This is a genomic window from Paracoccus niistensis (assembly GCF_042432925.1).
GTDB lineage: Bacteria > Pseudomonadota > Alphaproteobacteria > Rhodobacterales > Rhodobacteraceae > Paracoccus > Paracoccus niistensis.
In genome coordinates this window covers 14665-33685 of sequence record NZ_JBHLWE010000013.1, presented here as the reverse complement: position 1 = coordinate 33685, position 19021 = coordinate 14665, and the positions used below count along the sequence as shown (strand labels likewise).

The following is a 19021-nucleotide window of genomic DNA, read 5'->3' as shown; positions in this document are numbered from 1 at the left end:
GTGCAACATCCCGCAAGCTGCCATTCAGTGATTCTCCTCTCCTCAAGGAACCTCCATGCTCAGCCGCTCGATCATTCCGTCACGGGCCCGAAGGGCTTCGCGGGCCGAGTCCGGGCGAGCCGCGGCACAAGCGTTGATCAGGCACTCCACCGCCACGATGAAGGCGCCGACGCTGTTCGACAGGAAGCTCGTCTCGTGTGGGACCAGAATTGCCGCACGCGCGCCGCCTGCAAGCGGTGATGTCGCGCGGTCGGTGATGGCAATCGTTGTCAAGCCAAGCCGGTGCGCCTCGGCCGCAACCCGGACCACCGGGGCAGAATAGGGCGCGCAGCTGGTGGAAATCAGCACACCTTTGGCCCCGAGCATGGCAAGTCCCTCGGCCACGCCCTGATTGTTGGAATCCAGCAGCGCCACATCCGAGCGGATCATCCCCAGCCCATAGACAAGGAAACTTGCCACCGAATGGAATTGACGGATGCCGTGGACCATGACGCGGGGCGCGGCGATGATTGCTTCGACGGCAGCTGCGAAACTACCTTCATCGAACATCTCGATAAACCGTTCGATGTTCGCCTGGTTTTCGCGACAGAGCCGCGCTGCGCAGGCGCCCTGAGAGCTTCCACCCTCCAGCGCGGCATGGGCATGGCGCGAATAGAAGCTGCTTGCCCCAGTTCCCAGCGAATCCGACAGCAGCACCTGTTGGAAGGCGGGGTAACCTGCATAGCCAAGCGAGCGTGCCAGCCGTGTCAGGGTCGAGGGACTGACCGACAGGCTGTCGGCAAGCGTGGTGATCGACAGAAGCGCGGGATCACTCCCCATTTCGATGATCCGCACCAGCGCAGTCCGCGCCTTGGACCCGAGTGCGACAGGCCCGTCGCCTCTGGCAACCGCTACGGCTAGGGCGCGCAGTTCCGCCAGCGTCCTAGGCGGTTCCGGTGTAACGGGCAGCACCTTCGGCGCGGTCATGGATGCTCCATTCCAGCCCGGCATCCGTCAGCCGCAGGACGGCGGTGCCGAGCGTGTTTTCCTCATCAGGATCGTCCGCCGCATCGCGCCGGATCGGAAGCCCCCGACAGCCAGTGTCGCGCAGGATCTCTAGCGGGTCGCGGCCCTCGGCCACCAGCCTGCTTCCCCACTCCTGACGATCACGGGATGAATCCGTGACGATCTGCCCGGCCAGCCCTCGGGGCAGATGCAGGGCGTGGTTGGCATGGACCTCGGGCGTGCGGACTTCGCGGATCGACGACTCGCCGCCGCCGAACTCGACCGACAGGATGCGCCGGTCGGCCTTGTGCATTAGCGAGAAGTGGAAGCCGCCCGAGGGCGCGTCGCGCAGGATCTCCAGCGCGGCGTCCAGCGTTGGCGCGGTCAGCACGGCGCGGCCCAGCACCATGCGGGGGATCTCCGCCTCGACGCCGGTGAGCCGAAGGTTGTTGACCGTCTGCACCAGCCCCGCCCCGGTGAAGGCAAAGGTATGGCCGGGAATCGAGCCTGGATAGCAGAAGGCGTGGAAGCCCGGCTGATCGTCGGGCTGCGCCTCGGCGATGAAGCAGTCGCCGCGGAAGAAGGGCAGGCCGTCCTCGTTATGCGCCAGCAGCGGGTTTTCGCCCGGCATCATGACCGTGGTGCAGCCGTCGGGTGCCGAGGCCAAGAGGTCGCCCCGGCAGTTCCAGGCAAAGACCTGGTCCACCGGCAGGGCCAGCCCCTCGGCCAGCCCCTCGATCTCGGCCCAGATCAAGGGAAAGCGCGCGCGCGTCGCTGCGGCCGTGCGGGCCACGCGCGCGGCGTGGTCGGGGCCGGTCAGCGTCCGCCACAGGGGATGGCCGACCAGATCGCGCGCGACGGTGGCGCGACCCGCCTGCCCGAGGGCCAGTCCGATCCGGTGCGGGCTTCCGGAAGCCCTGAGCCAGCCCAGACCCTCGTCGCGCATTTCATCCAACATGCTGCAGAAAATCCTTCAGCCGCTCGCTCGGCGGATTGGTGATGACCTCGGCCGGATGGCCATCAACCGAGATCTTGCCGTGTTCCATGAAGATCAGGCGGGTGCCGACCTGCCGGGCGAAACCCATCTCGTGCGTGACGACGACCATGGTCATGCCCTCCTGCGCAAGTTCGCGCATGACGGTCAGCACCTCCTGCTTCAGCTCGGGGTCGAGGGCCGAGGTCGGCTCGTCGAACAGCATCACCTTGGGCCGGATCGCCAGCGCACGGGCAATGGCGACGCGCTGCTGCTGGCCGCCCGACAGCGCCGAGGGAAGGTGGTGGGCGCGTTCCTTCAGCCCGACTTTTTCCAGCAGCGCCATTGCCTGCCGTTCGGCCTCGCCCCGGCCTAGGCCGCGCACCTTACGCGGGCCGAAGGCCACGTTCTGCAGCGCGGTCATCTGCGGGAACAGGTTGAACTGCTGGAAGACCATCCCGGCCTCCTGCCGGATCTGGCGCAGCTGCCGCCCCCCCTCGCGCACGGAAATCCCGTCCACCACCAGGTCGCCGCCGGTGATCTGCTCCAGCCCGTTGATGCAGCGCAGAAGCGTGGACTTGCCCGAGCCCGAGGGGCCGATCAGCACCACCACCTCGCCCGTCTCAATCGCCAGGTCGACCTCGTCCAGCACCTTCAACTCGCCAAAATGCTTCGAGGTCTTGCGGAACTCGATGATGCTCACAGGATCCTCATGCGTTTCTCGATCAGCCGAAGAATGGCGGTCAGCGTGCCGGTCATCAGCAGGTAAAGCACCGCGACGGCGGTCCAGATCTCGACGGCGCGGAAGTTCGAGGCCATGATCTCCTGCCCCGTGCGCGTCAGCTCGCCCACGCCGATGACGATGAACAGCGAGGTATCCTTGAGGCTGACGATGAACTGGTTGCCGAGCGGCGGGATCAGGCGGCGGAAGGCCAGCGGGCCCACGATATGGGCAAGGACCTTCCAGTGCGGCAGGCCCATGGCCAGACCCGCCTCGGTCAGCCCGCGCGGGATCGACAGGAAGGCGCCGCGCACGATTTCCGCGATATAGGCGCCGGCGTTGACCACGATGGCCAGGATCGCGGCGTTCATCGGGTCGATGCGCAAGCCGGTCAGGACCGGCAGAGCGAAGTAGAGGAACATCACCTGCACGACGATGGGCGTGCCGCGGATCAGTTCGATATAGACGAAGGCGATGGCGTTCAGGATGGGGCCGCCATAGGCGCGCATCAGGCCCGCAATCAGGCCGAGGATCGTGCCGCCCACCAGCCCGGCCAGCGCGATTAGGATGGTGACGCGAGCGCCTGCGGCAAGCTGCGGCAGAAAGCTGGGGATGACGGACCAGTCGATTTCCACGAAGGCCTCCGTTCAGGGCGGAAAGGGACAGGGGCGGCCGGGCCGCCCCCTTGGAGGCAGCTCAGCTGTTCGGCTTTTTGCCGAACCACTTTTCATAGATCGCGTCGTAGCGGCCGTCGGCCTTCATCTTCGCCAGCGCTTCGTTGACCTTCGGGGTCAGTTCGCTGCCCTTGGGGAAGGCGATGCCGTATTGATGCGCCATCATCTGTTCGCCCACGGCCTTCACCGCGCCGCCCCCTGCGGTGGCGATGTAGTAAAGCACGTTCGGCGTGTCGTGCATCGCGGCATCGACGCCGCCGGTGCGCAGTTCCAGATAGGCGTTGTCGATGTTGGGGAACTTGCGCAACTCGGTGTCCTTGAAGTTCTCCTCGGCATAGTCCGAGGACGAGGTCCCGGTCTTGACCGCCAGCTTCTTACCCGCAAGGTCCGCGTAACTGGTGATCGGGCTGTCCGCCGGCACCATCAGCATCAGGCCGCTGTCGTAATAGCCGTCCGAGAAGTCGATCACGGCCTGCCGTTCCGGCTTGATGGTGATGCCAGCCAGCGCGACGTCGACCTGGCCCGTCTGCAGCGCCGGGATGATGCCGGCGAAATCCATCGGGCGCAGCTCGTAAGTCACGCCGATGTCCTTGGCGATGGCGTCCCACATGTCGATGTCGAAGCCGACATACTTGTCCCCCTCCTTGAACTCGAAGGGCACGAAGGCGGTGTCGGTGGCGACGATCAGATCCTTGGCCTGCGCTTGAGCTAGGCCCAAGGCCAGGCTGGCGGCCGCGGCAAGTGCGAGCAGCTTCTTCATGGCTTGAACTCCCTGTGTGCGGTGGCAGGTCGGGCCTGCCCCCCTTCTCCTCACGCAAAAACAATTGCGCAGTTCAGGGCGTGGTGCAATAAAATTTGCGCAAGTTCATCCATGAGAAAAGGGGCGGCGCGCCATGCCGGGACACGTTTTCGGACGATCAACCAAGGGGACGCTGCCTGTCGCCGCGCGGGGCGATGGCTGCTACATCATTGATTCCGCAGGGAAGCGTTATCTGGACGGCTCTGGCGGCGCAGCGGTGTCCTGCCTTGGCCATTCGGATGCGGGCGTGCGGGCGGCCCTGCACGAGCAGCTGGACGCCTTGGCTTTTGCCCATACTGGCTTCTTCACCTCGGAAGCCGCCGAATCGCTCGCCGACCGGCTGGTGGAACATGCGCCCGAAGGCATCGGGCGGGTCTATCTGGTGTCCGGCGGGTCCGAGGGGGTCGAGGCGGCGATCAAGCTGGCGCGGCAGTATTTCATGGAAATCGGCCAGCCCCGGCGGCATCGGGTGATCGCCCGGCGGCAAAGCTATCACGGCAACACCCTCGGCGCGCTGGCGGCGGGCGGCAACGAATGGCGCCGCGCGCAATTCGCGCCGCTGCTGGTCGAGACGAGTCATATCGCCCCCTGCTACGAATACCGTGACCGCCTCGAGGGCGAGACGCCCGAGGCCTATGGCCGCCGCGCCGCCGACGAGCTTGACGCGGAAATCCGGCGTCTCGGCCCGGAAACCGTCATGGCCTTCATCGCCGAGCCGGTGGTGGGCGCCACCGCGGGCGCGGTCCCGGCGGTCCCCGGCTATCTCAGGCGCATCCGCGAGATCTGCGACCGCCACGGCGTGCTGCTGATCCTCGACGAGGTCATGTGCGGTATGGGGCGGACCGGGCACCTGTTCGCCTGCGAGGAGGACGGCGTCGCCCCCGACATGATCACCATCGCCAAGGGGCTGGGGGCGGGCTACCAGCCGATCGGGGCGCTGCTGACCTCGGGGAAGATCTACGACGCCATCGCGGCGGGCAGCGGCTTCTTCCAGCACGGCCATACCTATATGGGCCACCCGATGGCGGCAGCGGCGGCGGGCGCGGTGCTGGATGCAATCCTCGGCCGCAGCCTGCTGGCACGGGTGCGCGCCCAGGGGGAAAAGCTGGATGCGGCGCTGCGGGCCGAGCTGGGCCAGCATCCCCATGTCGGCGACATTCGGGGCCGCGGACTGTTCCGCGGGATCGAACTGGTCGAGGACCGAGACAGCAAGGCCCCCTTCGATCCGGCCCGCAAGCTGCACGCGAAGATCAAGGCGATGGCCTTTGAGGCGGGTCTCATCTGCTATCCGATGGGCGGCACCATCGACGGCCAGCGCGGCGACCACATTCTGCTCGCGCCGCCCTTCATCATCGAGGATGCCCAGATCGACGAGCTTGTGGGCAAGCTCTCGGGCGCGATCAAGGGCGCGCTTGCGGCATGAGCCTGCCCCGGATCATGGTCGCCCCGAACGGCGCCCGGCGCGGCAAGGCCGACCACCCTGCCCTGCCCGTCACCATCCCCGAGATCGTGGCCTGCGCCGCCGAGTGCTTTGCCGCAGGCGCGGACGGCATCCACGCCCATGTCCGCGACGGCCAAGGCCAGCATGTCCTGGATGCCGGGCTTTACCGCGAGTTGATCGCCGAGATGTCGCGCGCTGTCCCCGGCATGGCGGTCCAGATCACTACCGAGGCCGTGGGCCGCTATTCCCCGGCCGAGCAGCGCGCACTGGTCGCGGCGGTGCAGCCCGCCATGGTCTCCGTTGCCTTGCGCGAGATCATGTCAGAGTCCGACCTGCACCTGACCCGTGCCTTCTTCCACGGCTGCGCCGAGGCAGGCATTGCCGTCCAGCACATCCTTTATGCGCCCGAGGAGGTGGACTGGCTGGCAGCGCTTCAAGCCGACGGCATCATTCCGACCGGTCAGTTGCAGCTTATCCATGTTCTCGGCCGCTATACTGCGGGCCAGACCTCGGCCCCTGCCGACTTGGATGCGCCCCTGGCCCGCCAGCGCGCGCTTGGTCCTGCCGTTGACTGGGCAGTCTGCGCATTCGGACCGGCCGAAACGGATTGCTTGGTGGCCGCCGACCGCCAAGGCGGAAAGTCGCGGATCGGGTTCGAGAACAACCTTCTGAATGCCGACGGCCGGCCTGCCATCTCGAACGCAGACCGAGTTCGAGAACTGGTGGGGTGCCTTGACTAGGTATAGAACCCATACAAGCTTCTGATTTCCTCTGCTATTCTTTGCCATGATTGGGTTCGGTGGGGAGCCGAGATCATGGCACATCTGGCTTTCGGACAAGGCTTGGGCGGCCCTCGAGCCGCATCTGCCGCGGGGATTGCCGGAGAAGCCCCGGGTGGACGGCCGTCAGGGATCTTAGGCATTCTGCACGTGCTCAAGACCGGGTGCCGCTGGCGGGATGTGCCGGCGGCCTATGGACCACCCACCACGATCCACAATCGCTTCACGCGCTGGTCGCGGCGGGGCGTCTGGCAGCGCATGTTCGAGCCCATGGCTGCCGCGGGGCCTGTGCCGGAGGAGCTGTCGTTGGACCGCACCCACGTGAAGGCCCACCGCTCGGCCCAGATCACAAAAGGGGGGGCGTGGTCGGAAGCTATCGGCATCACGCGGGGTGGGCCGACCAGCAAAATCCATGCATTGGCCGATGCGTCACGGGCCGTCCCGTCGCATTCGCTCTGCCCCAGGCAACATCCCGGACATCCATATGGCCCTTCCCCTGCTGGAAGGCCCCCGACCCAGGAGGCTCATTGCCGACAAGGCCTATGACGCGATGAGCCTGCGCCGCTGGCTCAAGCGACGGCGGATCAAGGCAGTGATCCCGTCCCTGGCAACGCGCACCTTCCCGTTTCCGCCCGACCGCAAGGCCTACGCCAGGCGCAATGTGATCGAGCGTCTCTGGGGCCGCCTCAAGAACTGGCGACGCATCGCTACCCGATATGATCGCCTTGCCCGCAACTGCCTCTCGGCCTTGGCGCTGGTTTCTTCAATCGTGGCATGGGCCTGAACGAGTCCCCTACCTAGAATCCTCTCGCCGCCCTCGTGGTCATGCTTCGGAAAGGCGCTGGCGGCCCATAGCTGCCATTCGCTGAGGAGCGGTGCTGCACAGCACCTTTCCCGATAGCTGCCAATCGTGGCAGGACTTCCTGTGGCTTATCTCGCCAGCGGACGGTTTGCCTCAGCCGCCGACCTCGGGTGCTCCCGCATCTTCCGCCAGCAGCAGGGTGAACCCCAGCACCGCCGGATGGGCGCGCAGCGCCTCGGCCAGCCGGTCGCGATTGGCAAGGCCGGGCCCCCAGGTCGCAGCGCTGAAGGTGGTGCTGCGGGCCTGCGCGTCGTAACGCTGACTCAGTGGCTGATCGGGCAAGCCATGTGCCCGCAGCAGGCGGCGCAGCCCGGCGGCGTCGAGCCCGTCTCCATCGCGGATCACCACTGTCAGCCGCAGGCCTCTGCTGCGCGGCAGGACGGCATAGAGGATCCGCAGCGCCACCAGCACCAGCAACGTCGCCGCCGTGCCGATCAGGGCCAGACCGAACATCCCCACGCCATAGACGATCCCGAGCGCCGCACTGATCCACAACGAGGCCGCGGTGGTCAACCCGTGGACCGACGGGCCTTCGCGGAAGATCACCCCCGCGCCCAGGAACCCGATCCCGGTCAGGATGCCATGCGCCATACGGGTGGGGTCCGACACGATCTGGGTGCCCGGGACAAGCTTCAGCGTCCACAGTTCCTGCTGCGCCGCGGCGAGCGTGAGCAGCGTTGCGGCGAGACACACCAGGGCATGCGTCCGCAGCCCGGCGGGCTTGCCCTGCACCTCACGGTCTATGCCGATCAGCATCCCGGTGATCAGGCTGGCCAGCAGTGGCAGGCCGATGTCGGTGGTCAGGACCGGGGCGAGGAAGTCGGGCAAGGCAGGCTCCGTTGCGTGATGGGCGGGCGCTGGCCTCACCCGCTCATGTGATGCCGAAGCCTGCGCCGCGCCTGATGGTTCCCGCATTTTGGTGGATCAGCCTACCCCAGCAATCTCCCCATTGCGGCGAAAGGAGACTGGTTGCGGTCCAAGCTCATCGAGGCCTCTCAGGGGGCCGGGGCCAGCTTGCACCATGCTGCGGATCCGACCTATGCAGGCAGGCATGCAGAGGCTCTTCCGCACACTCGACATGATTGCAGGCAGCGTTGCGATGTCGTCGCCCCTTAGCAAGGGTCGACAACTCTCAGCCGTCGAGTAAATGCGCTCGGATCATACGGCCGCCTCCGCGATCTCAAGAGAGAAGCCCCCGCCCACACTTGAAGTGTCTCTAGGCATGCAGACACATCTCGACGCGCAGCATCGCGAGATCGTTGCCGTCGGGCAGAAGGTGTCCAGGAATGATGTCGAGTTCGCCCAGCAGGAACACCTTGTCTCCGGGCTTGGCAAACTCCCCCTCGGGCGGATGAATGCTGGCAGGCAGAAAGGCCTGGATGATGGCTTCGTGAGCTGAACTGACGGGGTTCTTCTGGCGGAGGGCAACAAGGCTGCCCGACGGGGTCGTGGAAACGGCAGTGACAATTCCGCAGGCGTTTTCTGTAAGGGACATGGTCGTCTCCGGTCGCCGAATGCTCCTTCTGCATTCCCACGAAACCAACACCTCTGAAGATGGCCGGTTCAGGAGATGCCCTGCGATCGGCGGATTTCCGACCACCGTCTCGGCTCCATCCGCATGGCTGTCGACGAGTTCAGGTGCGTGTGCCCCCGGCTCTTCGCAGCAAAAAGGGGCGGTCAGCCCGCCCCTTTTCAACCTTGCCTCAGGCGCAGCTGTTACCGGCGATCGAGGTCACTGTCCCGATCAAGGGTCCGGCCACGCTCGTCCTCGATCTCGACCTCGGTCTTGCGGACGGTGTCGCGGACGGTTTCGGTGTGCGATTCCACGTCCTTGTTCAGCCCGATCTCCTCGACGACCCGAGCTTCCTTCTGGACGACCGGTGCCTCGACATACTCGCGCGCCTCGAGGCTGCGCTCCTGGAAGTCGCCGCTTCCAGCGGGCCGGTCCACCGGCCGACGCTCGACATGGACGCGTTCGCTGCGCAGCTCGACATCCTGTTCGACCGGGGTCTCGACCACATAGGAGCGCACGCGAACCCGGCCGCCTTCTGTCTGCCGCTTTCCGATCGACACCTGCTCTTCCACGATGTCGATCTTGCCTTCGGTGTCGAGATCAGCGTCCAGGGCCGCGGTGCGGTCACCCGCATAGCTGGACGCCGCAGCACCGGTCGCGGCGGCTCCGGTCGCGCCATAGCCGGTCCAGCCCTCGCTGCGCCACTCAGCTTCACGGGCATCCAGATCGACTGCCCCTTCATCGTCCAGGATATCGAGGGCCGTCTCATACTGATGATCGGGAATGTTCCGGACCGTCACGAGATAGCCGCCACGGTTCAGCCCCTCGGCATAGGCATGGCGATCTTCCTCCGGGAAGAAGAGGTCGCCAATGGACTCGAAGAAGCCGCGGTCCGAGCGGTCCTCGACCGAATATTGGCGGGTGCCGTAACCTTCGTTCTCCCCGCCCGTCAGCACGACATCGGCGATGCCGGCCGCCTTCAGGGCGGAGACGGCGCGGTCGGCCGCCATCCGGCTGTCGAACATTGCCGAGAGACTGCGCATCGCACCAGTGTTCATGGTTTCCAGAGCCATTGTCGTGTCCTCACAGGTTACAGACTGCGGTCAAGATGACCGGCTTGCCCCGGGGCGGGGCCAGGAACAGCCGGGCTGTGGCCCGGCGGCGCTGCCCAAGAACGTGGTTCCGGTCGATCCGGTTTCGGCAAAGGCCAGACAAACATATCCAAGCTCAGTTGTCCTTTGCGGAACCAACCCCAGAACCCTCAACGGCATCTCGAGGAAAACCCCCTGTAATCTCCCCCGAGAAAGCCGATGCGGATGTGCTGAAAATAAAGTGCTAATTCGGCGCATCCGATTGGCCAGTAACACAGTTGAGAACAGGTGAGTGCAAATGAGGAGTTTGCGAGAATGGCCAACTTCCTTCTCTCGGCTGCCGTCATGCTGATCGACGCCGTGATCATGTTTGGCCTCGCCCTGGCAGCATTGCCGTAAACGGACAGCCGCCGATACTGAGGCTTTCGCGTCAAGGTCATGGCGCGGCAGGTCACGCGTGCAAGTTACCCGCTCCCGCTCTCTGAAGCTTGGGGATGAGCCGCAACCGATTTGGCGCCGGTTGCGTCAATGTCTCCGTGCATGGCCCGGCAGATCTCCGGGCCATGCCGCACGCCCTTTTCAGCCCTTGCTGCGGACGCCGCCCACTACGGGTTCGGCAGGATCCGGGCTGACGAAACGGTAGAGTGCTCCGCCCAGGGCGCCTCCGATCAGGGGCGCAACCCAGAACAGCCAGAGCTGGCCCAGGGCCCAGCCCCCGACGAAGAGAGCGGGCCCGGTGCTGCGCGCGGGGTTCACCGACGTATTGGTCACGGGGATGCTGATGAGGTGGATCAGCGTCAGCCCAAGGCCGATGGCAATCGGGGCAAAGCCCACCGGCGCCCGGCCATGGGTCGCGCCCATGATGATGAACAGGAACATCATGGTCAGCACCACTTCGGCCACCAGGCTCGCGCCGAGCGAGTAGCTGCCAGGGCTGTGCGTGCCATAACCATTGGCCGCAAACCCGGATGCCACCGCATCGAAGTCCGGAACACCATTGGCGATGAGGTAGAGCACGAATGCGCCCAGAATGGCCCCGATCACCTGTGCCACGACATAGGGCAGGATCTGGGAGGCAGGAAAGCGCCCGCCCACGGCAAGACCTACTGTCACTGCGGGATTGAGGTGGCAGCCGGACACGTGACCAATGGCATAGGCCATGGTCAGCACTGTCAGCCCGAAGGCCAGAGACACGCCAAGAAGGCCGATCCCGACCTCCGGAAAGGCGGCGGCCAACACGGCCGAGCCGCAGCCACCAAAGGTAAGCCAGAAGGTGCCGATCAGCTCGGCCAAGAGTTTTCGAGAGTTATCCAACGCTGTGGCTCCTCGCTCCAGACAGGATATCTCCACCTTGGCCGGGATCGGCAGCCAAGGATACGTGCCAATTTGTGCAGGATCAGGGCAGCGCCCGATCAGCCGCCATAAAGGCAGCAACACTCCAGTCCGGCAAATGGCGAAGTCACGTGCTGGTGGACGTCAGCCCTCGGGAGCGTTTGCAACAGAGTCGACGATTGCACCCGCGTCGATGCGGGCACGCTGCACCAGCTCTGCAGGAAGCTCGGTGGCATCTGGCGAGACCAGATCGCCGATCTGCACGTTGAGGGCGCGTCCATGGATATCGGCCACACAGAAGGTGTAACCGAGTTCACCTACCCGCGACGTCATGCACTGCATCTCGGTGCCGGCCGGGGTCGTCACGGTCTCGCGGGTCACCGGGATCTCGCCGGCTTCAAGGTAGGTCTGGGCGCGCGCGACATTGCCCTCGATGCCGCGGTCATCAAGCGCATAGAGCAGCACCTGCACGTTCCGGTCATCCTCCGGGGTGCCGTAGATCGCCATGATCCTGCCCTCCTGCGGCCGGCTCTGGATGGAGGAGCGCGCCAGGCCGTCGATGTCTTCGGGGAACCCGGGCAGGAAGGCATTGGTGGGATAGCCCGCGATCTCGTTGGGCCCACCGGTCCCTGCAGCCGTCTGTGCGGTTGCCGGCACCGCAAAAACGACCGCCAGCATCGTGGCAAGAAGAGGTGTCTGGCGCGAGCCGGGGGTCATCTCGTTGTCCTTCTGCAGTCCGGGTATGAACTTGTCCCGCATGGACAGGCCTCCTTGGGTTGGTGTCCACTGGCCGAGAAGCGTCCGCACCAGGATATTGACGGATCTGGCATTCGCAATGCGGCCTGCCGAACATCCGCCGACCCTCGGCTTGCTCCGCTGTCAATCGGCCGACGCGCTGACGGAGAGTGCGAGGTGGTCCTCCAAGCTTGCCAATCTATGACGAGCGCATCATGCTCTCCAGCGCGAGTTGGACGACTTCTCCATAAGGAATGCACATCCATCTACAGCATAGCCTGCCCTCGCCGGCGGCTTTCCATTTTGCACATTTTGCTCGCCACACTCGCCTCACGCGTGTATGACGCAGCATAATCAAGAACCAACCTGAGACCACTAGGCCCCGCTCGCTGAACCGGCGGGGCCTTTCTCGTTCACCGCCCCCTCCAGCGGCTTCTCTATGCCTGGAACCCGGTTGCCTCGTCCGCGTTGGCACTCTGCAGATGATCCAGTGGACTGGCTGGCCTCGCCCGGTAAGGGCGAGGCCTTTCTACACGAAGCGTGCGGAACCGAGTCCTGGAGCCTGCGTTTACTCGACAGATGCCTCTTGGCCCGCCCAGGCGCGCTGCACGTGCGGCCGGGCTTTTATTTGGGCGCCAACGTTCGTGGGCCGTGAGGCTAGGCGGCTTTGGCCAGGCACGGTTCGGTAACGAGTGTGGTGTTCATCTGAGTGTCAACGGGTCCGGTGTCCTGTTGACGCTCTGTTCTCCGAAGCATGCACCGCCCGCCCTCACTCGGCGGCTTTTTCCCATCGCTCCGCCACCGACGAGGTATGGCTGCCTTAACATTCGTTAAGACGGCTAGTTGTTCTGGCATGTAGCGTTGCCGAAACTTCCCGCTAGGCTGGTCTTGTAAAACGAGGATGAGTGTTGGTCTCCCATGGGGTGCCAGCGGGGTTCTGAGGGGTTCCTCGCTGGCACCTCCTGAACAGCCATCCAGGTGCCGTGGGGTCTGCATTGCGCCCGTGAGGTGCGGTGCGGCAGGATGAACCGTTGCCCGCGACAGGCGTTGGCGACGCGTCAGGGCACTTTTGCTCGACCGAAGGCCCCGCCACCAACCCCTCACCCACCGGCGGGGCCTTCTCTATTGGGGGCCTTGGTGTCAAGCTTCAGGCGCACGGGCGCTCCGTGGCTGCTTTGCGGCCCAAACCAGACGTTCGAGCCGGCCGCGATGCCGCGACGCCGATTCCTCGAAGCGGACGTTGGCCGCGGGGTCGGCAGCTTTGTGCCTGCAACGTCTGCAATGCGGACGAAGCCCCCGTTCGCTGCGCCACCGCATCGACGATCCAAGCTGGAAATTCGTTGACACTCCCGCCATTTTACCTCAACGTCTCATCATTTGTTGAGTGGTTGATTCATGAACGAGCCTCAAGCTCTCGCCGCCTTTGCCGCCCTGTCCCAGGACACGCGCCTGCGCATCGTGCAGCGGCTGGTGCAGGCCGGTCCTGATGGCATGGCGGCCGGGGCCATCGGGGAAGCTCTCGGCGGCGCCAGCAGTTCGCGGCTTTCGTTCCATCTGACCCATCTCGAACATGCCGGACTGATCCAGTCCCGGCGCGAGGGCCGATTCATCATCTACAGCGCCGTTTATCCCGCCCTGGCCGGGCTCGTCGGCTTCCTGATGAAGGATTGCTGCCAGGGTCATCCCGAGATCTGTGCCACTGCCGTGGCGGCGCTGGACTGCGCCTGCGATCCCAACCTGACCGAAAGCGCCTGACCATGGATGTCGTCATCTACCACAACCCGGACTGTGGCACCTCGCGCAACACGCTGGCGATGATCCGCAATGCCGGCATCGAGCCGCATGTCATCGAGTATCTGAAGACGCCGCCCACCCGGGCGCTGCTGGTGCAGCTGATCACCCGCATGGGGATCACGCCGCGAGACCTGCTGCGCGAGAAGGGCACGCCCTATGCGGAGCTTGGCCTGGACGACCCCTCTATGTCCGATGAGGCGCTGCTCGATGCGATGATGGCGCATCCGGTCCTGATCAACCGGCCCATCGTGGTCAGCCCGAAAGGCGTGCGGCTCTGCCGTCCCTCGGAAGAGGTGCTGGATCTGCTGCCGCCGCAACAGGCCCCCTTCAGCAAGGAAGACGGCGAACAGGTCGTGGATGCCCAGGGCAACCGCACCCGCTCCGCCTGAGCAAAGGATATCGCGATGACCTCTCCACGTCCGGCGAGCCGGCTTTCCTTTCTCGACCGCTACCTGACGCTCTGGATCTTCGCGGCCATGGCGCTCGGCATCGGGCTCGGCACCGTCTTCACCGGCCTGCCGGATGCCCTGCACGCCATGTCGGTCGGATCGACCAACATCCCGATCGCCATCGGCCTGATCCTGATGATGTATCCGCCGCTCGCGAAGGTGCGCTACGAGGCGCTGCACCAGGTCTTTGCCGACAAGCGCGTGCTCCTGCTGTCGCTGGTGCAGAACTGGATCATCGGTCCGGTCCTGATGTTCGCCCTTGCCGTGATCTTCCTGCGCGACCAGCCGGAATACATGACCGGCCTGATCCTGATCGGCCTCGCGCGCTGCATCGCCATGGTGCTGGTCTGGAACCAGCTTGCACGCGGCGACAACCAGTATGTCGCGGGGCTGGTGGCCTTCAACTCGATCTTCCAGATTATGTTCTTCTCCACTTACGCCTGGTTGTTCCTGACCGTGCTGCCGCCGCTCTTCGGGCTGGAGGGCAGCGTCATCGACGTGGGCTTCCGGACCGTGACCGAGGCCGTGCTGATCTACCTGGGCCTGCCGTTCCTGGCCGGGTTCCTGACCCGCCGCATCCTGATCGCCCGCAAGGGGGCGGAGTGGTATGGGCAGGTCTTCCTGCCGAAGATCAGCCCGATCACCCTGCTGGCGCTGCTCTTCACCATCGTCGCGATGTTCAGCCTCAAGGGCGGCGACGTGCTGCGCCTGCCACTGGATGTGCTCCGGATCGCCATCCCGCTGGTGCTGTATTTCGCCATCCAGTTCCTGGTGAGCTTCGCCATGGGCCGGCTGATCGCCAGGGACTATCCGCGCACCACGGCCATCGCCTTCACCGCCGCCGGCAACAACTTCGAACTGGCGATTGCCGTGGCCATCGCGGCCTACGGCCTGGCCTCGCCGGTGGCCTTCGCCGCCGTGATCGGTCCCCTGGTCGAGGTGCCGGTGCTGATCCTTCTGGTGAATGTTGCCTTGTGGCTGGGGAGCCGCTGGTTTTCCGAAGATGTGGCGCTGAAGGAGGCCCGCGCATGATCCCCGATCTGCCGAACCTGTCACCGGCGGCCGTCCGCCCGCCGAGCCTGCCACCGGTTTCCCCTGCGACCCATCCCCCGCGCATCCTCCTGCTCTACGGCTCGCTGCGGGAGCGCTCCTACAGCCGCTTCGCCACGCTTGAGGCCGAGCGCCTGCTGCGCCACTTCGGCTGCGAGACGCGCGTCTTCCATGCGAATGGGCTGCCGCTGCCCGACGATGCCGAGGCCTCGCATCCGAAGGTGCAGGAACTGCGGGAGCTGTGCCTGTGGTCCGAGGGCCAGGTCTGGACCAGCCCCGAGCGGCACGGCGCCATGACCGGCGTGATGAAGTCCCAGATCGACTGGATCCCGCTTTCGATGGGGGCAATCCGGCCGACCCAGGGCCGCACGCTTGCCCTAATGCAGGTCTCGGGTGGGTCCCAGTCCTTCAATGCCGTAAACCAGATGCGCCTGCTTGGTCGCTGGATGCGGATGATCACGATCCCGAACCAGTCCTCGGTCGCCAAGGCCTATGACGAGTTCGACGAGGCCGGCCGGATGCGGCCCTCGAGCTACTACGACCGCATCGTGGACGTGATGGAAGAGCTGGTGAAGTTCACACTGTTGACTCGCGACGTCTCGGGCTTCCTGACCGACCGCTACAGTGAGCGGAAGGAAACCGCCGCGAAGCTGGAAGCACGGGTGAGCCTGAAGGCTGCAACCTGATGACTGCTGCCCGTCGTTGGCCAGTGATCTCCGCCCTCGGCATTGTCCAGATCCTGGCTTGGGGCAGCAGCTACTACCTGATGGCTGTCCTGGCGCAGCCCATCGTCGATGACACGGGCTGGCCGTTGCCCTGGGTGGTGGGGGCCGTCTCGGTCGCGCTTGCCTGTGCCGGGCTGGCCTCGCCCTTGGTCGGACGCCTGATCGCCCGGCATGGCGGGCGCCCGGTGCTGGCGGCGGGATGCACCCTTCTGGCGGCAGGTCTCCTGATCTGCGCGGCGGCGCCGAGCCTGCCGACCTTCTATCTCGGTTGGTGCGTCATCGGGCTTGGCATGAGCGCCGGTCTCTACGATCCGGCATTTGCCACACTCGGGCGGCTCTACAAGGACCAGACCAGGAGCGCGATCACGGCCCTGACCCTGTGGGGCGGGTTTGCGAGCACCGTGAGTTGGCCCCTCTCAACCTGGCTGCTGGGGCAGTTCGACTGGCGCGACACGGTGGCCGTCTGGGCAGCCCTGCATCTGCTGGTCAGCCTGCCGCTGATCCTGTGCCTGGTTCCAAACGAGCCACGGGCCACTGGCAAGGAAGGCCATGCGGCACTGGACGGCACACACCTTGTCGGAGCCGAGAGAGGGGCCTTCCTGGTCATGGCGGCGATCCTCGTGCTGTCCGGCCTGGCCGTCACCATGATCTCGGTGCATCTGCTCACGTTCCTGCAGGCACAAGGATTATCGCTTATGGATGCCGTGGCGATCGGCGCGCTGCTCGGCCCTGCCCAGGTTGCCGCGCGCGTGATCGAGATGGCGAGCCGTGGGCGTCATCATCCGATCTGGTCCCTGCTCTTTGCCTGCGGCAGCGTTGCGACCGGCCTCCTCCTGTTGGCGCTGGATCTTCAGGTCCCGGCACTCGCCATGATCCTCTACGGCGCGGGCAATGGCGTTTTCTCGATTGCACGTGGCGCGTTGCCCCTGGCCCTGTTTGGTGCCGAGCGTTATCCAGCCCTTATGGGCCGGCTCGCGCGTCCCGCACTTCTGGCACAGGCTGCGGCCCCGGTGCTTGGTGGAGCCCTGGTGGGCATGCTCGGCCCCGGCACGACCCTCAACGTCGTCGCGGCCCTTGGGCTGCTCACCTTCGCCTTGGCGATCATCCTGACAAGAACTTGTCTCAGCGGCTCGAGACGCGCACTTGGCTGAGTCTGCGCTTTTGCCGCTGCAAAGTTTCTGCCATGATGCACCAGACTGACCGTCGGCAGCGCGGGACGGAGCGGACCTTTACTGCGGCGTCGATCAGTGTCTGTCTTGGAGCGGAAAGCGGTCCGGCAGCTATTGACCGGATGCAGTGATGGCGGCGTTCACTGACAGATCTGTCTAGGGGCGGCTCTTTCCCTGCTTGTCGACCAGGACTGCCTGTTGCCATCGGCCCGGCTTCTTGTCTGTGCGGTGAATGCAGCCTGCCCAGCAGCAAGGTCGCTTCCTTCCTGCCAGCAATTCGTCACAGGTCCGCTCAATGCGACGTTGGCGCGTCCTTGCCTGTTTCGCATCATCGACCCAGCAGATGAACTCATTCCGTCCGAGCGGCGTGAGGTTTTCCCACAGCGCCAGGACTTTCGGATTCGAGCGCACTGCTGCTTGAAGGTCTTCACTCGCTTCGTGGACAGTTCCATGGAGAAAATCTTTTGTCACCAGACCTCCGGGCAAGCTCATTGGGGCCGAGTTCGTGGGCGCCGCAAAGAGCGGCAACTTTCGAGGCTGCCCATCGGATCGAAGAATGTCCACCGAAAGGTCGCAAGTGGATATAAAGCGGGAAGAAGCTGAGTAATGACAATGGGCTCGGAGCAGACGTCAGACGGTCCGGAGGCGGGCAATAGATCTTATCAACTCCAGCGGGGCGACAAGGATGCCCGCGGGTAAGGACGGCACCGCTGCTCTATGGTATCGAGGCCGCTGTCGGGAACACCGAAGAAGGGCGGGATCGGTGGAGAGGAGGTCACTCCATGTCCATCGATCAACTCCCCGCTCTTCGTCCGCCACGGCCCGCCTGGAACAAGGGCCGCCTTGTCGGGCAGAAGCGGCCGCTCCTTCCCAGGCACGTGTGGTCCATCCGCGTCCGCTTGGAGCTATCGCGCAACACGCGCGATCTTGCCCTGTTCAACATGGCCGTCGACAGCAAGCTCCGGGGTTGCGACCTCGTCTGCCTTCGGGTGCGCGACGTCTTCGCAGCAGGGCATGTGAAGGAGCGTGCCGCGATTATACAGAGCAAGACCGGCAAGCCTGTCCGCTTCGAGATCACCGACATTACGCGCCAGTCCCTGGAACGTTGGATTGCCGACCCCGAGATGGTCGGTGTCGAGTTCCTTTGGCCCAGCCGACTGCGTGACAGTCCGCACCTGTCGACCCGGCAGTATGCACGCATCCTCCGGGGCTGGGTGGCGTCGATCGGCCTTGAGCCGAGCGCCTACGGCACTCATTCAATGCGACGAACGAAGGTTACGCACCTCTACAAGAAGACCGGCAACTTGCGTGCGGTCCAATTGCTACTCGGTCACACGAAGATGGACAGCACGGTGCGTTATCTCGGCGTGGAGATCGAGGACGCGTTGAGCCTCTCCGAGAGCATCGACCTTTGAGCACCAGCCGACCGGCACGCCGCGCCGGTCGGCCCATAAGGGACGGTTGCGCCAGCGACAGTGCTGCAGTGCAGCTTTCTCGAAGCGGACGTTGGCCGCTTATGGACACTCCTTCTGTGTGCAAGGTCCGCTATGCGGGACAAAGCTGCCGTTCTGCATCGCGGGTGGGCAACCTGCGGTGCAGAACGGCCTAGCCGCCGCGCTTGTAGTCGCGCGGAATGCCATCGGGCGGTCGTTCCCATCGACGCCGAATGCCCGCTCAACGCGTGGCACCTTGACGTCTGCCTCTCCTGGATTTTAGCTTATCGGAATGGGGCCCGCGACCGCCCCACGAGGCGCCAGCCGAAGTTCGCGTTCCGGATCGATCATGATCAACCTCTCAGGGGAGGAACGCCTATGCCGGCACCCAATGCGATATCGCCCGATAAGCTGGCGCGGTTGATCGGCACAGCCCGCGCACCGGTCATTCTGGACGTCCGATCGGATGAGGACTTTGCCGCCGATCCGCGGCTTCT

General features: G+C 65.1%; 19 protein-coding genes and 1 pseudogene. 9 read left to right on the top strand and 11 right to left on the bottom strand.

Annotated features, from left to right (window positions below; translation table 11 throughout):
* Positions 1-42 precede the first annotated feature (42 nt).
* The 5 genes from ACFFII_RS03830 to glnH all read right to left on the bottom strand — a co-directional run bounded on the left by ACFFII_RS03830 (position 43) and on the right by glnH (position 4112).
* Entirely contained in the window at positions 43-966 is a 924-nt protein-coding gene (locus ACFFII_RS03830) for a MurR/RpiR family transcriptional regulator (RefSeq protein WP_377697574.1), read from the bottom strand.
* Complete coding sequence (locus ACFFII_RS03825) at positions 923-1942, bottom strand: C45 family autoproteolytic acyltransferase/hydrolase (protein WP_377697573.1); 1020 nt, start codon at positions 1940-1942, stop codon at positions 923-925. The genes ACFFII_RS03830 and ACFFII_RS03825 overlap by 44 nt, the downstream gene beginning before the upstream one ends.
* On the bottom strand, positions 1932-2660 hold the full coding sequence (gene glnQ / locus ACFFII_RS03820) for a glutamine ABC transporter ATP-binding protein GlnQ (protein ID WP_446686931.1): 729 nt from the start codon (positions 2658-2660) through the stop codon (positions 1932-1934). The genes ACFFII_RS03825 and glnQ overlap by 11 nt, the downstream gene beginning before the upstream one ends.
* Entirely contained in the window at positions 2657-3313 is a 657-nt protein-coding gene (gene glnP / locus ACFFII_RS03815; protein WP_377697572.1) for a glutamine ABC transporter permease GlnP, read from the bottom strand. Before glnP ends, glnQ begins: the two co-directional genes overlap by 4 nt.
* A 61-nt stretch (positions 3314-3374) precedes the next feature.
* The gene (gene glnH, locus ACFFII_RS03810) at positions 3375-4112 is read right to left on the bottom strand and encodes a glutamine ABC transporter substrate-binding protein GlnH (protein WP_377697571.1); all 738 of its coding nucleotides are present in this window, start codon (positions 4110-4112) and stop codon (positions 3375-3377) included.
* Positions 4113-4245: 133 nt separating this feature from the next.
* Between glnH and ACFFII_RS03805 the strand changes: the two genes are divergently transcribed.
* The 3 genes and pseudogenes from ACFFII_RS03805 to ACFFII_RS03795 all read left to right on the top strand — a co-directional run bounded on the left by ACFFII_RS03805 (position 4246) and on the right by ACFFII_RS03795 (position 7155).
* A complete protein-coding gene (locus tag ACFFII_RS03805) occupies positions 4246-5574 on the top strand; it encodes an aspartate aminotransferase family protein (RefSeq protein WP_377697570.1) in 1329 nt (442 codons plus the stop codon).
* Positions 5571-6332: a beta-keto acid cleavage family enzyme gene (locus tag ACFFII_RS03800; protein WP_377697569.1), complete on the top strand. Its 762-nt coding sequence runs from the start codon at positions 5571-5573 to the stop codon at positions 6330-6332. Before ACFFII_RS03805 ends, ACFFII_RS03800 begins: the two co-directional genes overlap by 4 nt.
* A gap of 46 nt (positions 6333-6378) precedes the next feature.
* Positions 6379-7155 (top strand): annotated as a pseudogene (locus tag ACFFII_RS03795) (IS5 family transposase).
* Between the two features lie 171 nt (positions 7156-7326).
* On the opposite strand, the gene ACFFII_RS03790 reads toward ACFFII_RS03795, so the two are convergent.
* The 5 genes from ACFFII_RS03790 to ACFFII_RS03770 all read right to left on the bottom strand — a co-directional run bounded on the left by ACFFII_RS03790 (position 7327) and on the right by ACFFII_RS03770 (position 11928).
* Positions 7327-8061: an MgtC/SapB family protein gene (locus ACFFII_RS03790; RefSeq protein WP_377697568.1), complete on the bottom strand. Its 735-nt coding sequence runs from the start codon at positions 8059-8061 to the stop codon at positions 7327-7329.
* A gap of 388 nt (positions 8062-8449) precedes the next feature.
* Positions 8450-8728, bottom strand: coding sequence for a hypothetical protein (locus ACFFII_RS03785; RefSeq protein WP_217330355.1), 279 nt, complete (start codon positions 8726-8728; stop codon positions 8450-8452).
* Positions 8729-8949: 221 nt separating this feature from the next.
* Positions 8950-9756: a YsnF/AvaK domain-containing protein gene (locus ACFFII_RS03780; protein ID WP_217330361.1), complete on the bottom strand. Its 807-nt coding sequence runs from the start codon at positions 9754-9756 to the stop codon at positions 8950-8952.
* Positions 9757-10416: 660 nt separating this feature from the next.
* Positions 10417-11151 carry an aquaporin Z gene (gene aqpZ, locus ACFFII_RS03775; RefSeq protein WP_377697611.1) on the bottom strand — a complete coding sequence of 245 codons (735 nt, stop codon included), beginning with the start codon at positions 11149-11151 and terminating at the stop codon, positions 10417-10419.
* 162 nt (positions 11152-11313) lie between these two features.
* Positions 11314-11928 carry a hypothetical protein gene (locus ACFFII_RS03770; protein ID WP_377697567.1) on the bottom strand — a complete coding sequence of 205 codons (615 nt, stop codon included), beginning with the start codon at positions 11926-11928 and terminating at the stop codon, positions 11314-11316.
* A gap of 1371 nt (positions 11929-13299) precedes the next feature.
* Here ACFFII_RS03770 and ACFFII_RS03765 point away from each other — a divergent pair.
* From ACFFII_RS03765 to ACFFII_RS03745, 5 genes are read left to right on the top strand one after another with little or no spacing between them, the layout of a single operon-like run.
* The gene (locus ACFFII_RS03765) at positions 13300-13659 is read left to right on the top strand and encodes an ArsR/SmtB family transcription factor (protein ID WP_377697566.1); all 360 of its coding nucleotides are present in this window, start codon (positions 13300-13302) and stop codon (positions 13657-13659) included.
* Positions 13660-13661: 2 nt separating this feature from the next.
* A complete protein-coding gene (gene arsC, locus ACFFII_RS03760) occupies positions 13662-14087 on the top strand; it encodes an arsenate reductase (glutaredoxin) (RefSeq protein ID WP_377697565.1) in 426 nt (141 codons plus the stop codon).
* A 15-nt stretch (positions 14088-14102) separates the two neighbouring features.
* Positions 14103-15179 (top strand): ACR3 family arsenite efflux transporter, encoded by a 1077-nt coding sequence (gene arsB / locus ACFFII_RS03755; protein ID WP_377697564.1) that lies wholly within the window; start codon positions 14103-14105, stop codon positions 15177-15179.
* Positions 15176-15883: an arsenical resistance protein ArsH gene (arsH, locus tag ACFFII_RS03750; RefSeq protein ID WP_377697563.1), complete on the top strand. Its 708-nt coding sequence runs from the start codon at positions 15176-15178 to the stop codon at positions 15881-15883. The genes arsB and arsH overlap by 4 nt, the downstream gene beginning before the upstream one ends.
* Complete coding sequence (locus ACFFII_RS03745) at positions 15883-17073, top strand: MFS transporter (RefSeq protein WP_377697562.1); 1191 nt, start codon at positions 15883-15885, stop codon at positions 17071-17073. The genes arsH and ACFFII_RS03745 overlap by 1 nt, the downstream gene beginning before the upstream one ends.
* A gap of 174 nt (positions 17074-17247) precedes the next feature.
* On the opposite strand, the gene ACFFII_RS03740 is transcribed toward ACFFII_RS03745, so the two are convergent.
* Positions 17248-17562 (bottom strand): YdeI/OmpD-associated family protein, encoded by a 315-nt coding sequence (locus ACFFII_RS03740; protein ID WP_377697561.1) that lies wholly within the window; start codon positions 17560-17562, stop codon positions 17248-17250.
* Between the two features lie 311 nt (positions 17563-17873).
* Here ACFFII_RS03740 and ACFFII_RS03735 point away from each other — a divergent pair, with 311 nt between their 5' ends.
* On the top strand, positions 17874-18506 hold the full coding sequence (locus ACFFII_RS03735) for a tyrosine-type recombinase/integrase (RefSeq protein WP_377697560.1): 633 nt from the start codon (positions 17874-17876) through the stop codon (positions 18504-18506).
* The last annotated feature ends 515 nt before the right edge of the window (positions 18507-19021 follow it).